The organism is Streptomyces sp. NPDC003038 (genome assembly GCF_040611115.1).
Taxonomy (GTDB): domain Bacteria; phylum Actinomycetota; class Actinomycetes; order Streptomycetales; family Streptomycetaceae; genus Streptomyces.
In genome coordinates this window covers 119,685-132,842 of record NZ_JBEXNN010000008.1, presented here as the reverse complement: position 1 = coordinate 132,842, position 13,158 = coordinate 119,685, and the positions used below count along the sequence as shown (strand labels likewise).

Genomic DNA, 13,158 nt, shown 5'->3' with positions numbered 1-13,158 from the left:
CGTCAGAGGTGACGGTCTGAGGGATCGACGAATACGTACAAGCAAAGGTGCAGGCCACCTTACCGGCGACTGCGCCCCCCGTGGAACGACCAACCGGGGATGCCCCATATGTGAGGCATCCCCGGTCGGGTTTCGAGCTATTTAGTCACTTTATTCGTCTTAGACGAGCTCGGTGACAGTGCCGCCGGCGGCGGCAATCTTCTCCTTGGCGGAGCCGGAAACGGCGTCAACCGAAACCTGCAGCGCCACGGAGATCTCGCCCTGGCCCAGGACCTTGACGAGGCTGTTCTTGCGCACCGCGCCCTTGGCGACCAGGTCGGCCACCGTGACCTCTCCACCCTCGGGGTAGAGAGCGCCGAGCTTGTCCAGGTTCACGACCTGGTACTCGGTGCGGAAGGGGTTCTTGAAGCCCTTGAGCTTCGGGAGACGCATGTGGAGGGGCATCTGCCCGCCCTCGAAGCGCTCCGGAACCTGGTAACGGGCCTTCTGGCCCTTCGTACCACGACCGGCCGTCTTACCCTTCGACGCCTCACCACGACCGACACGGGTCTTCGCGGTCTTGGCGCCGGGGGCGGGACGGAGGTTGTGGGCCTTCAGCGGGCTGTTTTCAGCCATGATTAGTCAACCTCCTCAACCGTCACGAGGTGGCGGACGGTCTGCACCATTCCGCGGAACTCGGGGCGGTCCTCCTTGACGACCACGTCGTTCAGGCGCTTGAGCCCGAGCGAACGCAGAGTGTCACGGTGGTTCTGCTTGCTGCCGATGTACGACTTCGTCTGCGTGATCTTGAGGCGAGCCATTACGCACCCGCCCCAGCACGTGCACGAAGCAGAGCCGCGGGGGCGACGTCCTCGAGGGGCAGACCACGGCGAGCCGCGATCTCCTCGGGACGCTGCAGGCCCTTGAGGGCCGCCACGGTCGCGTGCACGATGTTGATCGCGTTGGACGAGCCAAGCGACTTCGACAGGATGTCGTGAACGCCGGCGCACTCCAGAACGGCGCGCACCGGACCACCGGCGATAACACCGGTACCGGGGGAAGCCGGCTTCAGGAGCACGACGCCCGCGGCACGCTCGCCCGTGATCGGGTGAGGGATGGTGCCCTGGATGCGCGGAACCTTGAAGAAGTTCTTCTTGGCTTCCTCGACACCCTTGGCGATGGCCGCGGGAACTTCCTTGGCCTTGCCGTAACCGACACCTACAGTGCCGTCACCGTCGCCCACCACGACCAGCGCGGTGAAGCTGAAGCGGCGACCACCCTTGACAACCTTGGCGACGCGGTTGATCGCGACAACGCGCTCAACGTAAGCGGTCTTCTCGGCGGCAGGGCCACCGTCGCGACCCTTCCGGTCCCGCCGCTCGCCGCCACCGGCACCGCTTCCGCGGCGCTGGGGTCCAGCCATTGGATTACCTCTCTCTGTTACGTCCGTGAGTCCCGGAACCGGGGCTTAGAACTTCAGCCCGGCTTCGCGGGCGGCGTCAGCCAGAGCGGCAATGCGCCCGGCGTATCGGTTGCCACCGCGGTCGAACACGACGGTCTCGACACCCGCAGCCTTGGCACGCTCGGCGACGAGCGCGCCGACAGCCTGGGCCTGGGCGCTCTTGTCGCCTTCGCCACCGCGGATCGAAGCGTCCAGGGTCGACGCGGACGCCAGGGTGTGACCCTGGAGGTCGTCGATGACCTGAGCAACGATGTTGCGGTTGGAACGCGTCACGACGAGGCGCGGACGCTCCGCCGTACCCGAGACGTTCTTGCGGATGCGGATGTGTCGGCGAGCCTTGGCGGCACGCTTGTACGCGTCGCCCTTGGCGATCTTTACACCGTATGCCATGGCTACTTACCAGCCTTTCCGACCTTGCGGCGGATGACTTCGCCGGCGTACTTGACACCCTTGGCCTTGTACGGGTCGGGCTTCCGCAGCTTGCGGATGTTGGCGGCGACCTCGCCGACCTTCTGCTTGTCGATGCCCTCGACCGAGAACTTGGTCGGCGACTCGACCTTGAAGGAGATGCCCTCGGGCGCCTCCACCAGGATCGGGTGGCTGTAACCGAGCTGGAACTCCAGGTTGGAGCCCTTCGCGGCCACGCGGTAACCGACACCGCTGATCTCGAGAGCCTTGACGTATCCCGTGGTCACACCGGTGATCATGTTCGCCACCAGCGTGCGGGACAGGCCGTGCAGGGCCTTGTTCTGACGCTCGTCGTTGGGGCGGGTGACGTTCAGAACGCCGTCCTCGTCCTTAACGACGGCGATGGGCGCAGCGACGGTGTGCGAGAGGGAACCCTTGGGGCCCTTCACAGCGACCGTGCGGCCATCGATGGTGACGTCCACACCGGCGGGAACCTGGATGGGGAGCTTGCCGATTCGCGACATTGCTTTTCCTCCGTTCCCGACTACCAGACGTAGGCGAGGACTTCCCCACCTACGCCCTTCTTGCCTGCCTGCTGGCCGGTCAGGAGACCGTGGGACGTGGAGATGATCGCCACGCCCAGGCCGCCGAGGACCTTCGGCAGGTTGGTGGACTTCGCGTACACGCGCAGACCGGGCTTCGAGATCCGCTTGATGCCCGCAATGGAGCGCTCACGGTTCGGCCCGAACTTCAGCTCGAGGACGAGGTTCTTGCCGACCTCGGCGTCCTCGACCTTCCAGCCGGTGATGAAACCCTCTTGCTTGAGGATCTCCGCGATGTGCGACTTGATCTTGCTGTGCGGCATCACGACGGTGTCGTGGTACGCCGAGTTAGCGTTACGCAGACGCGTGAGCATGTCTGCGATCGGGTCAGTCATGGTCATGAAGTGGCCTTCGGCCTCTCTCGCCGGGGTTTCCTGTATGCGCCATCCCTCTCCCCACTCAGTGGCGGGACGGGTGCGGTGCGGGGACCTACGGCGTAGTAAGTCGTTATGGACGGCGGACGCCCAACCCCACAAGCCTACGGCATGCGGAGGAGGGCACCCACCGACCAGATGCTTACCGAGAGTCTCTGGATGTTCCCAAGTCCCTGAGGACTGAGGGGAATTACCAGGAGCTCTTGGTCACGCCCGGCAGCTCGCCACGGTGAGCCATCTCACGAAGGCACACGCGGCACAGGCCGAACTTGCGGTACACGGAGTGAGGGCGACCGCAGCGCTGGCAGCGGGTGTACGCACGCACACCGAACTTGGGCTTACGGGCAGCCTTCGCGATGAGAGCCTTCTTCGCCATCTCGCTTACGCCTCCTTGAAGGGGAAGCCGAGGTGACGAAGGAGGGCGCGGCCCTCGTCGTCGTTGGTCGCCGTGGTGACCACGGTGATGTCCATACCCCGGGTACGGTCGATCTTGTCCTGGTCGATCTCGTGGAACATGACCTGCTCCGTGAGACCGAAGGTGTAGTTGCCACGGCCGTCGAACTGCTTCGGCGACAGACCACGGAAGTCACGGATACGCGGAAGCGCGAGCGACAGCGTACGGTCCAGGAACTCCCACATGCGGTCACCACGGAGGGTGACGTGGCAGCCGATCGGCTGACCCTCGCGCAGCTTGAACTGCGCGATGGACTTCCGGGCCTTCGTGACGGCCGGCTTCTGGCCGGTGATCGTCGTCAGGTCCTTGATGGCGCCGTCGATCAGCTTGGAGTCGCGGGCGGCGTCGCCCACACCCATGTTGACCACGATCTTCACGAGGCCGGGAATCTGCATGACGTTCTCGTAGGAGAACTCTTCACGCAGCTTGCCCGCGATGTCCTCGCGGTACTTCGTCTTGAGACGCGGAGTGGTAGCCATCAGATGTCCTCACCCGTCCGCTTGGCAACGCGGATCTTGTTGCCCTCGTCGTCGAAGCGGAAACCGACGCGGGTAACGACCTTCTGGCCGTCCTTCTCCACAACCAGCTGAACGTTGCTGACGTGGATCGGCGCCTCGGTGATCACGATGCCACCGGTCTGCGAACCACCAGCGGTCTGACCGGCCTTGGTGTGCTTCTTGACCCGGTTGACACCCTCGACGAGGACACGGTTCTCAGCGGGGAAGGCAACGATGACCTTGCCCTGCTTGCCCTTGTCCTTACCGGTGATGACCTGAACCAGGTCGCCCTTCTTGATCTTCATGCTTACAGCACCTCCGGCGCGAGCGAGATGATCTTCATGAACTTCTTCTCGCGCAGCTCACGGCCCACCGGGCCGAAGATACGGGTGCCGCGAGGGTCGCCGTCGTTCTTCAGAATGACGGCGGCGTTCTCGTCGAAGCGGATGTACGAGCCGTCCTGGCGGCGGCGCTCCTTGACGGTGCGAACGATGACCGCCTTGACGACGTCACCCTTCTTCACGTTGCCACCGGGGATCGCGTCCTTGACGGTGGCGACGATGACGTCACCGATGCCCGCGTAGCGGCGACCCGAGCCACCGAGAACACGGATGCAAAGGATCTCCTTGGCACCAGTGTTGTCGGCGACACGCAGTCGCGACTCCTGCTGGATCACGTCTATCTCCTGATTGTCTGCCGGTTCCCGGCGGGGGCTTCACTCCGAAGAGCTGGCCCCCACCGAGCCTGGCGGAACGAACCTGAGGGAAACCCCTCAGGTGATTACTTGGCCTTCTCGAGGATCTCGACGATGCGCCAGCGCTTGCTCGCCGACAGCGGACGCGTCTCCATGATGAGGACGCGGTCGCCGACGCCGGCAGCGTTCTGCTCGTCGTGAGCCTTGAGCTTGTTCGTACGGCGGATGACCTTGCCGTACAGGGCGTGCTTCACGCGGTCCTCGACGGCGACGACGACGGTCTTGTCCATCTTGTCGCTGACGACCAGACCCTCACGGGTCTTGCGGAAACCGCGGTCGGTCTTGTTCTCAGTCACGTTGTTCTCGCTCATCAGGCGCTCTCCACCGTCTCGATACCGAGCTCACGCTCGTGCATCAGGGTGTAGATGCGAGCGATGTCCTTACGGACGGACTTGAGCCGGCCGTTGTTCTCGAGCTGGCCCGTGGCCGCCTGGAAGCGCAGCTTGAACAGCTCTTCCTTGGCCTCGCGCAGCTTGCCAACGAGCTCCTCGTTGCCGAGCTCTCGCAGCTCGGACGCCTTGGTTCCCGTCGCCATCACGACTCACCTGCCTCGCGCCGAACAATCCGGCACTTCATCGGAAGCTTGTGAGCAGCGCGGGTAAGCGCCTCACGAGCAATCTTCTCGTTCGGGTAGGACAGCTCGAACATGACCCGGCCCGGGTGCACGTTCGCGATCCACCACTCAGGAGAACCCTTACCGGAACCCATGCGGGTCTCGGCAGGCTTCTTCGTCAGCGGACGGTCCGGGTAGATGTTGATCCAGACCTTGCCGCCACGCTTGATGTGGCGGGTCATCGCGATACGAGCCGCCTCGATCTGGCGGTTCGTCACGTAGGCGGGGGTGAGCGCCTGGATGCCGTACTCGCCGAACGAGACCTCAGTACCGCCCTTGGCCATACCGCGGCGCTTGGGGTGGTGCTGCTTGCGGTGCTTGACCCTACGAGGGATCAGCATGTCGGTCAGGCCTCCGTTCCGGTGCTCTCGGCCGGAGCGGCGGCGGGAGCGTCGGCCTTGGGGGCCTCGGCACCAGCAGCCTGCTGCGGCTTGCGGCCACCACGGCCGCCGCGCTCGCCACCACGGCCACCACGGCCGGCGGGACGGTCGCCAGCGCCCTGCGCGCCACGGGCCGGGCGGTTACCCGCACGGGCCGCAGCGTTCTCGGCGCGAACCTCGGCGATGTTCTTGACGTCGCCCTTGTAGATCCAGACCTTCACGCCGATACGGCCGAAGGTGGTCTTGGCCTCGAAGAAGCCGTAGTCCACGTTCGCGCGCAGCGTGTGCAGCGGCACACGACCCTCGCGGTAGAACTCGGACCGGGACATCTCGGCGCCGCCGAGACGGCCACCACACTGGATCTTGATGCCCTTGGCGCCGGCCTTCATCGTGCCCTGCATGCTCTTACGCATGGCGCGACGGAAGGAGACGCGGGACGAGAGCTGCTCGGCAACGGCCTGGGCAACCAGCTGAGCGTCGAGCTCGGGGTTCTTGACCTCGAGGATGTTCAGCTGGACCTGCTTGCCCGTGAGCTTCTCGAGGTCACCGCGGATGCGGTCGGCCTCGGCGCCACGGCGGCCGATGACGATGCCCGGACGAGCGGTGTGGATGTCCACACGCACGCGGTCACGGGTGCGCTCGATCTCAACCTTCGAGATGCCGGCGCGCTCCATGCCGGACGTCATCATCCGACGGATGGCGACGTCTTCCTTGACGTAGTCCTTGTACAGCTTGTCGGCGTACCAACGCGACTTGAAGTCGGTGGTGATGCCGAGCCGGAACCCGTGCGGGTTTACCTTCTGGCCCATTACCGGGAACCTTCCTTGCTGCTGACGACCACGGTGATGTGGCTGGTCCGCTTGCGGATCCGGTAGGCACGGCCCTGCGCACGCGGACGGAACCGCTTCAGGGTCGGGCCCTCGTCCACGAACGCCTCGCTGATGAACAGCGAAGAGGCGTCCGGGTGGTTGTAGTTGTGTGCGGCGTTGGCGATGGCGCTGTCAAGCACCTTGCCAACCGGCACGCTCGCGGCCTGCGGGGCGAAACGCAGGACCGCCTGAGCCTCCGTGGCATCCATGCCACGGATAAGGTCCACCACTCGGCGGGCCTTCATGGGCGTGACGCGGATGTACCGCGCCTGGGCCCTGGCTTCCATGGTTGTCCCTTCGGTGTAAGTCATAGTCGTAACCACCCCGCCTTTAGCGGCGCTTCGACTTCCGGTCGTCCTTGACGTGGCCGCGGAAGGTGCGAGTCGGCGAGAACTCGCCGAGCTTGTGGCCGACCATCGACTCGGTGACGAACACCGGGACGTGGGTCTTGCCGTTGTGCACCGCGATGGTGTGACCCAGCATGCTGGGGATGATCATCGAGCGACGGGACCAGGTCTTGATGACGTTCTTGGTGCCGGCTTCGTTCTGGACGTCCACCTTCTTTACGAGGTGGTCGTCGACGAAGGGCCCCTTCTTGAGACTGCGCGGCATCTAAACCCGCTCCTAGCGCTTCTTGTTCGTCTTGCGGCGGCGGACGATGTACTTGCTCGAAGCCTTCTTCGGCGAGCGAGTACGACCCTCCTTCTGACCCCACGGGGAGACCGGGTGGCGACCACCACTGGTCTTGCCCTCACCACCACCGTGCGGGTGGTCAACCGGGTTCATCGCGACACCGCGGACGGACGGGCGAACGCCCTTCCAGCGCATGCGGCCGGCCTTGCCCCAGTTGATGTTCGACTGCTCGGCGTTGCCGACCTCGCCGACCGTGGCGCGGCAGCGGGCGTCGACGAGACGGATCTCGCCGGACGGCATACGAAGGTGGGCCATGGTGCCCTCCTTCGCCAGCAGCTGCACGGACGCACCCGCGGAGCGGGCGAACTTCGCACCGCCGCCGGGACGCAGCTCGATCGCGTGGATGGTCGTACCGACCGGGATGTTGCGCAGCGCCAGGTTGTTACCGGGCTTGATGTCGGCCGTCGGGCCGTTCTCAATCCGGTCACCCTGCTGCAGGCCGCGCGGCGCGATGATGTAGCGCTTCTCGCCGTCGGCGTAGTGCAGCAGCGCGATGCGCGCGGTGCGGTTGGGGTCGTACTCGATGTGCGCGACCTTGGCCGGCACGCCGTCCTTGTCGTGACGACGGAAGTCGATCACGCGGTAGGCGCGCTTGTGTCCACCACCCTGGTGGCGAACGGTGATCCGACCGGTGTTGTTACGGCCGCCCTTGCTGTGCAGCGGGCGAACCAGCGACTTCTCCGGCGTGGACCGCGTGATCTCGACAAAGTCGGCGACGCTGGAGCCACGACGGCCCGGGGTCGTCGGCTTGTACTTGCGGATACCCATTTCTCAGTCCTCGTCCGATTCCGGACGACTCAGGACTCCGTTAGGAGGCCTGGCCGCCGAAGATGTCGATTCGGTCGCCCTCAGCGAGGGTCACGATGGCGCGCTTGGTGTTCGCGCGCTTGCCGAAACCGGTCTTGGTGCGCTTGCGCTTACCCTGACGGTTGATCGTGTTGACCCCGGTGACCTTGACCGAGAAGACCGCTTCCACGGCCTGCTTGATCTGGGTCTTGTTGGCGCCGGGCGCGACGATGAACGTGTACTTGTTCTCGTCCAGCAGCGCGTAGCTCTTCTCCGAGACAACCGGCTTGATCAGCAGGTCGCGCGGGTCAGTGAAGGTCTTGCTGGTAACGGTCGCCTCAGACATCAGGCGTCGCTCCCTTCGGTCTCATCGTTCCGGCCAGAAGGCGCGCCAGACACGAAGGACTCGAAAGCGGCCTGAGTGAAGACCACGTCGTCAGAGACGATCACGTCGTACGTGTTCAGCTGGCCCGGCTCCAGGATGTGAACCTGGGGCAGGTTGCGGGCGGACAGCCACGCGGCCTCGTCGGCGCGGTCGACGACCAGGAGCAGGTTCTTGCGCTCCGAGATCTTGCCGAACAGCGTCTTGGCTGCCTTCGTGGAGGCGGCACCCTCGACCACGCCGGTGACGACGTGGATGCGGGAGTGACGCGCACGGTCCGAAAGCGCACCGCGGAGAGCGGCGGCCTTCATCTTCTTCGGGGTCCGCTGGGAGTAGTCACGCGGCTGCGGGCCGTGGACAACGCCACCGCCGACGAACTGCGGAGCACGGGTGGAACCCTGGCGAGCGCGGCCGGTGCCCTTCTGGCGGTACGGCTTGCGGCCACCACCACGGACTTCGCCACGACGCTTGGTCTTGTGCGTGCCCTGACGGGCAGCTGCCAGCTGGGCGACAACGACCTGGTGGATCAGCGGAACGCTGGTCTTCGCGTCGAAGATCTCCGAGGGGAGCTCGACGGTACCGGCCTTGTCGCCTGCCGGCGAAAGGATGTCAATGGTGCTCATTACCTCAAGCCCCCTTGGCCGCGGTACGGACCAGGACGAGGCCGCCGTTCGGACCGGGGACCGCACCCTTGATGAGGAGCAGACCCTTCTCCGCGTCAACCGCGTGGATGGTCAGGTTCTGGGTGGTGACGCGCTCATTGCCCATACGACCGGCCATGCGCATGCCCTTGAAGACACGCCCAGGGGTGGCACAGCCACCGATCGAACCGGGGGAGCGGTGCTTGCGCTGGACGCCGTGGCCGGCACCGAGGCCCTTGAAGTTGTGACGCTTCATGACACCGGCGAAGCCCTTGCCCTTGCTGTTGCCCGTGACGTCGACCTTGACGCCGGACTCGAACACAGCGGCGGTGATCTCCTGGCCGAGCGTGTACTCGCTGGCGTCGGAGGTGCGGAGCTCCACCAGGTGGCGGCGGGGGGTCACGTCGGCCTTGGCGAAGTGGCCCTTGAGGGGCTTGTTCACCTTGCGCGGGTCGATCTCGCCGAAGGCGATCTGGACCGACTCGTAGCCGTCGATGTCGTTCTTGCGGACCTGGGTAACAACGCAGGGCCCGGCCTTGACCACGGTCACCGGGACGACACGGTTGTTCTCGTCCCAGACCTGGGTCATGCCGAGCTTCTCGCCCAGGACGCCCTTGATCTGCTTTGCCATCTTCTCGACGCCTCTCAGAGCTTGATCTCGATGTCAACGCCGGCCGGAAGGTCCAGGCGCATCAGCGAGTCAACGGTCTTGGGCGTCGGGTCGAGGATGTCGATCAGGCGCTTGTGCGTGCGCATCTCGAAGTGCTCGCGCGAGTCCTTGTACTTGTGCGGCGACTTGATGACGCAGTACACGTTCTTCTCAGTGGGCAGCGGCACCGGGCCCGCGACCGACGCACCAGTGCGCGTCACCGTCTCGACGATCTTCTTCGCCGAGGAATCGATGACCTCGTGGTCGTAGGCCTTGAGCCGGATGCGGATCTTCTGTCCCGCCATGGCTACTCCGTAGTCCTGTCTCTATGTGGAAACGCTCTGGCTCCCGGCTGGCTGCGGAACGGATCCCGCGGCTTCTCCTCCGACCCACGCGGTCGGGTGTGTCGCACTTCCTCTACAGAAAATTCCCATACGGAAATTCCCTCTCCAAGGGGTGCGGTCCCAAGACCGCGCTGCGGGGGAGAAACACCCACCGAGCGCCTGGTGAACGCCTCGCTGACACTTCCCAGAAGATTCCCGTACGTCCGTCCTCATTGCTGCCCCGAAAGGCAGATTAAGGACGACGAGTACTGTGGGACTCGCTTCCGGTCCTCCCGGCGGGAGGCGCGCAGCATCGGCACTCAACCGAGCAACTTGAGTAGTCTGCCATACGAGGCACGTACTGCGCCAATCGGGCCGAAGAGAATACCCGGCGGGGCTCATTGGTCAAACTGCCGCGCCCAGCTGGGAGAACGCCCCGGCGGGACCGATGTGGACTGCGCCACACCGGTCCGGGCGCGTCTTCCGGTCAGTCCTTGAAGTTCGCCCTGCGGCCGCAGACGGCGGGCCAGTCCTTGGCCAGCACGCCGGCGCACCAGATGTAGCCGCGGTCCTCTTCCTGCTTCCAGTCCTTGATCCTGATGTCCGCGCACTCCTTGACCGGGGAGTAGCGCGGGCAGGTGCCGTCCGCCTTCTTGATGGTGTGGGCCCGCCAGGCGTCGATGCCCATGGTGTTTCCCGACTCGTGCGCCGGCATGTACCGGTTCACCGACCAGGACGCCCCCATCGTGGCGAACAGCGCGGTGACGCACACCATGCCGGCCGCGAGCTGCTGGACCACCCGCCGCGGAATGACCCGGGCGGCCTGGGCGGCCCCCTCGGCGCCGCGCGGCCGCAGCGAGCGCTCGACCCAGCCGGAACCGCGCTGCACGACCGCCATCATGCCCAGCACGGCCAGGATCATCAGGCAGTACATGATGATCCAGGTGGTGCGCGGGTAGAGCTGTACGGACTTCTCGTGCGCCATGTGCGAGGCGAACCAGAACCGGGCCAGCCACGCGCCGGCCAGGGTGGCCGCCGCGGTGCGGACCATGACGTGCCGCATGCCCAGCCCCACGCCGAGACCCACGCCGAAGAGCAGCAGGAGCGCGAAGCCGGTCTGGCCGGCCATCTCCCCCGACACCGGCCAGTCCAGGTAGGTCGCCTTCCCGGACCGGTCGGAGGCCCAGCCCATGATGTACGCCGGGTCCGCGTAGACGGAGAGGTAGGCGTAGCGGTCCGGGGTCTGGGCGCCGAGGCGGAGCATCTGGTAGAGCAGCGGAGCGCCGACGATCCCGGCGGTCACCAGGATGGCGCCGACGAAGGCGAGGGCCCGCTTCACCACCGCGGGGCCGCCGCGCCAGGGGAAGAGGAACAGCGCGAGCACGCCCACACCGGGCGCGGCCCACACGTACCAGCCGGAGTACCAGAGGAACAGCAGCCCGAAGATCAGCCCGAGGCCCGCCCCGCGCAGCAGCTGGGACCGTACGGAGCGCCCGCCCGGCCTGCGCATCTCGCGCAGGCAGAAACCGAGCAGCGGCAGCAGCACGATCATGACGACGTGGCTGTAGGGCCGGATCGGATCGAGGAAGAGCACGGCCGACGGAACGGCGATCAGCAGCGCCCAGAAGGGCCGGAGCAGGAGCCGCCAGGCGAGGTAGGCCATCGGGCCGACCAGGGCGCTGAACAAGATCTGCATGTCCTGCAGGGCGAAGCCGGCCCCGCCGACCCCGCCGTAGCGGATCTCCGACCACAGCGCCATCAGCGCCGGGAAGCCGGGCGGGTAGATGCCCGACATGCTCTCGCCGTGCATGAACGAGTTGGCCATGGCGATGAGGACGCCCGGGTCGCCCTCCTGGCCGCCGAGCGCCCAGGGCGTGCCGCGCAGGGCGACGACCACTCCGGCCGCCACCACAGCGGTGGACAGGCCGGCCAGAGCGGCGCAGACCAGGCGCTTGACCAGCTGGTGGCGCCGCAGCGTGCCCCGGTACGCGGTGTACAGCAGCAGGGCCAGCAGCGGCAGGCCGAGGAAGGCCACGTACTGCTGGATCTTGGCGAGGCCGCTGACCTGGCCGATGCGGTTCATCGGGTTGGCGCTGATGTGTGTGGACAGCAGCGTGAACCCGAGGGCCGCCGCGACGCTGACCACGACCTCGGCGAGGGCGAGCACCCCGCGCCGGGACGTCCACGCGCGGCTACGGGAGACGGGCGGGACCGGTGCGGCCTGCGGCGTCTCGGTCCCGCGGTGCGCCGAGCCGGCCTCTCCGACCGCCTCGGGGGCCAGGTGTGTCATCTCAGTCCATTTCCGTCGCGGATGTCACCGCGGTTGGGGCCTGAAGGCCACTGTCCGTCCTGGGACCGGTGGCAGGCCGTTCACGTCGCTACGGGAACCTGCTCAGCTCTGCCCCGGGGTGAAGGCGTGCCGGACCAGGGTGCGGGCGCCCTCGCGCTGTCCGCGGCGCAACGCGCCGGGGAGCATCGTGAGCGCGTGCAGGCGGGAGGCGCTGTGGAAGCGTGCCGCACGCGCCGCCTTGGGCCAGCCGCGGGCGTCCATGCGCCGGGCCACCGCGGAGAAGTACCGCTCGGCCTCGGTGAAGCGGGTGCCGGAGAAGGCCTGGACCGAGGACTCGCTGACGGCGTGCCGGCGGTACTGGAAGACGGTGGTGGAGTTGTCGATCACCATCCGCTCGCCCTCCTCCAGCAGGTCGATCACGAGCGCGAGGTCCTGGATCACCGAGTAGTCGTCCCGGAAGTTCACCTCGCGCAGCGCCTCGCCGCGCCAGGCGATCGACGGGAAGTACAGCCAGTTCCCTCGCAGCACGCTGGCGGCCAGCTCCTCGCCGCCCATCAGCCTGCGGCCCTTGACCTGCGGGGAGTACAGGCGCTTCTTGGTGTTGTCCGCGAGCCCCTGCGTCACCCGGCCCTCGCCGTCGATCACCTCGACGCCCGGCTGGACCATGCCGATGCCCGGGCTGTCCTTGATGATCCCGCGGACGGTCTCCAGGTAGTGCGGGTGCAGCAGGTCGTCGCAGCCCATGATGACCACGTAGTCGGCCTCGGAGAGCCGTACGCACTTCTGGAAGTTCTTGGTGATGCCGAGGTTCTGCTCGTTGCGGGTGTAGTGGACCCGCTCGTCGCCGAGCCGCTCGAACCAGCCCGGTACTTCCGGCTCGCGGCCGTCGTCGATCACGACGAGCCGGAAGTCCGGGTCCGTCTGCGCCAGGACGCTGTGCACGGCGTCCTGCATCAGCCGCACGTCCCCGTAGTAGGGGAGCATGAAGTCGAAGGTCACCAC

23 protein-coding genes are annotated in these 13,158 nt (G+C 66.3%); all 23 read right to left on the bottom strand.

Annotated elements, in window-relative coordinates; all coding sequences use genetic code 11:
• Positions 1-159: 159 nt before the first annotated feature.
• A complete protein-coding gene (gene rplO, locus ABZX75_RS13145; protein WP_355410232.1) occupies positions 160-615 on the bottom strand; it encodes a 50S ribosomal protein L15 in 456 nt (151 codons plus the stop codon).
• A 2-nt stretch (positions 616-617) separates the two neighbouring features.
• The gene (gene rpmD / locus ABZX75_RS13140) at positions 618-800 is read right to left on the bottom strand and encodes a 50S ribosomal protein L30 (protein WP_053682614.1); all 183 of its coding nucleotides are present in this window, start codon (positions 798-800) and stop codon (positions 618-620) included.
• Positions 800-1,402: a 30S ribosomal protein S5 gene (gene rpsE / locus ABZX75_RS13135; RefSeq protein WP_053682615.1), complete on the bottom strand. Its 603-nt coding sequence runs from the start codon at positions 1,400-1,402 to the stop codon at positions 800-802. Before rpsE ends, rpmD begins: the two co-directional genes overlap by 1 nt.
• A 45-nt stretch (positions 1,403-1,447) precedes the next feature.
• Positions 1,448-1,831: a 50S ribosomal protein L18 gene (rplR, locus tag ABZX75_RS13130; RefSeq protein WP_030026334.1), complete on the bottom strand. Its 384-nt coding sequence runs from the start codon at positions 1,829-1,831 to the stop codon at positions 1,448-1,450.
• A 2-nt stretch (positions 1,832-1,833) separates the two neighbouring features.
• Positions 1,834-2,373: a 50S ribosomal protein L6 gene (gene rplF, locus ABZX75_RS13125; RefSeq protein ID WP_355410231.1), complete on the bottom strand. Its 540-nt coding sequence runs from the start codon at positions 2,371-2,373 to the stop codon at positions 1,834-1,836.
• 20 nt (positions 2,374-2,393) lie between these two features.
• The gene (gene rpsH / locus ABZX75_RS13120) at positions 2,394-2,792 is read right to left on the bottom strand and encodes a 30S ribosomal protein S8 (protein WP_007265911.1); all 399 of its coding nucleotides are present in this window, start codon (positions 2,790-2,792) and stop codon (positions 2,394-2,396) included.
• 223 nt (positions 2,793-3,015) lie between these two features.
• A complete protein-coding gene (locus ABZX75_RS13115; RefSeq protein WP_003956452.1) occupies positions 3,016-3,201 on the bottom strand; it encodes a type Z 30S ribosomal protein S14 in 186 nt (61 codons plus the stop codon).
• Between the two features lie 5 nt (positions 3,202-3,206).
• On the bottom strand, positions 3,207-3,758 hold the full coding sequence (gene rplE / locus ABZX75_RS13110) for a 50S ribosomal protein L5 (protein WP_030388859.1): 552 nt from the start codon (positions 3,756-3,758) through the stop codon (positions 3,207-3,209).
• The gene (gene rplX / locus ABZX75_RS13105; protein WP_073912889.1) at positions 3,758-4,081 is read right to left on the bottom strand and encodes a 50S ribosomal protein L24; all 324 of its coding nucleotides are present in this window, start codon (positions 4,079-4,081) and stop codon (positions 3,758-3,760) included. Before rplX ends, rplE begins: the two co-directional genes overlap by 1 nt.
• A 2-nt stretch (positions 4,082-4,083) precedes the next feature.
• Positions 4,084-4,452 carry a 50S ribosomal protein L14 gene (gene rplN, locus ABZX75_RS13100; RefSeq protein ID WP_003956455.1) on the bottom strand — a complete coding sequence of 123 codons (369 nt, stop codon included), beginning with the start codon at positions 4,450-4,452 and terminating at the stop codon, positions 4,084-4,086.
• Positions 4,453-4,556: 104 nt separating this feature from the next.
• Positions 4,557-4,841, bottom strand: a complete 285-nt coding sequence (gene rpsQ / locus ABZX75_RS13095) for a 30S ribosomal protein S17 (protein WP_355410230.1) — start codon at positions 4,839-4,841, stop codon at positions 4,557-4,559.
• Positions 4,841-5,065 carry a 50S ribosomal protein L29 gene (gene rpmC / locus ABZX75_RS13090; protein WP_008739703.1) on the bottom strand — a complete coding sequence of 75 codons (225 nt, stop codon included), beginning with the start codon at positions 5,063-5,065 and terminating at the stop codon, positions 4,841-4,843. Before rpmC ends, rpsQ begins: the two co-directional genes overlap by 1 nt.
• Positions 5,065-5,484 carry a 50S ribosomal protein L16 gene (rplP, locus tag ABZX75_RS13085; RefSeq protein ID WP_030026326.1) on the bottom strand — a complete coding sequence of 140 codons (420 nt, stop codon included), beginning with the start codon at positions 5,482-5,484 and terminating at the stop codon, positions 5,065-5,067. Before rplP ends, rpmC begins: the two co-directional genes overlap by 1 nt.
• 5 nt (positions 5,485-5,489) lie before the next feature.
• Positions 5,490-6,332 carry a 30S ribosomal protein S3 gene (gene rpsC, locus ABZX75_RS13080; RefSeq protein ID WP_008739710.1) on the bottom strand — a complete coding sequence of 281 codons (843 nt, stop codon included), beginning with the start codon at positions 6,330-6,332 and terminating at the stop codon, positions 5,490-5,492.
• Positions 6,332-6,679, bottom strand: coding sequence for a 50S ribosomal protein L22 (rplV, locus tag ABZX75_RS13075; protein ID WP_136213228.1), 348 nt, complete (start codon positions 6,677-6,679; stop codon positions 6,332-6,334). The genes rpsC and rplV overlap by 1 nt, the downstream gene beginning before the upstream one ends.
• A 43-nt stretch (positions 6,680-6,722) precedes the next feature.
• Positions 6,723-7,004, bottom strand: coding sequence for a 30S ribosomal protein S19 (gene rpsS / locus ABZX75_RS13070; RefSeq protein ID WP_008739713.1), 282 nt, complete (start codon positions 7,002-7,004; stop codon positions 6,723-6,725).
• A 12-nt stretch (positions 7,005-7,016) separates the two neighbouring features.
• A complete protein-coding gene (gene rplB / locus ABZX75_RS13065) occupies positions 7,017-7,853 on the bottom strand; it encodes a 50S ribosomal protein L2 (protein ID WP_136213227.1) in 837 nt (278 codons plus the stop codon).
• A gap of 40 nt (positions 7,854-7,893) precedes the next feature.
• Positions 7,894-8,217, bottom strand: a complete 324-nt coding sequence (gene rplW, locus ABZX75_RS13060; protein WP_037792012.1) for a 50S ribosomal protein L23 — start codon at positions 8,215-8,217, stop codon at positions 7,894-7,896.
• Complete coding sequence (rplD, locus tag ABZX75_RS13055; protein ID WP_355410229.1) at positions 8,217-8,876, bottom strand: 50S ribosomal protein L4; 660 nt, start codon at positions 8,874-8,876, stop codon at positions 8,217-8,219. Before rplD ends, rplW begins: the two co-directional genes overlap by 1 nt.
• A gap of 4 nt (positions 8,877-8,880) precedes the next feature.
• Complete coding sequence (gene rplC / locus ABZX75_RS13050; protein WP_215015311.1) at positions 8,881-9,525, bottom strand: 50S ribosomal protein L3; 645 nt, start codon at positions 9,523-9,525, stop codon at positions 8,881-8,883.
• A gap of 14 nt (positions 9,526-9,539) precedes the next feature.
• Positions 9,540-9,848, bottom strand: a complete 309-nt coding sequence (gene rpsJ, locus ABZX75_RS13045; protein WP_003948644.1) for a 30S ribosomal protein S10 — start codon at positions 9,846-9,848, stop codon at positions 9,540-9,542.
• A 505-nt stretch (positions 9,849-10,353) separates the two neighbouring features.
• Positions 10,354-12,156 carry a hypothetical protein gene (locus tag ABZX75_RS13040; protein ID WP_355410228.1) on the bottom strand — a complete coding sequence of 601 codons (1,803 nt, stop codon included), beginning with the start codon at positions 12,154-12,156 and terminating at the stop codon, positions 10,354-10,356.
• Between the two features lie 102 nt (positions 12,157-12,258).
• Positions 12,259-13,158 carry a glycosyltransferase family 2 protein gene (locus tag ABZX75_RS13035; RefSeq protein WP_355410227.1) on the bottom strand — a complete coding sequence of 300 codons (900 nt, stop codon included), beginning with the start codon at positions 13,156-13,158 and terminating at the stop codon, positions 12,259-12,261.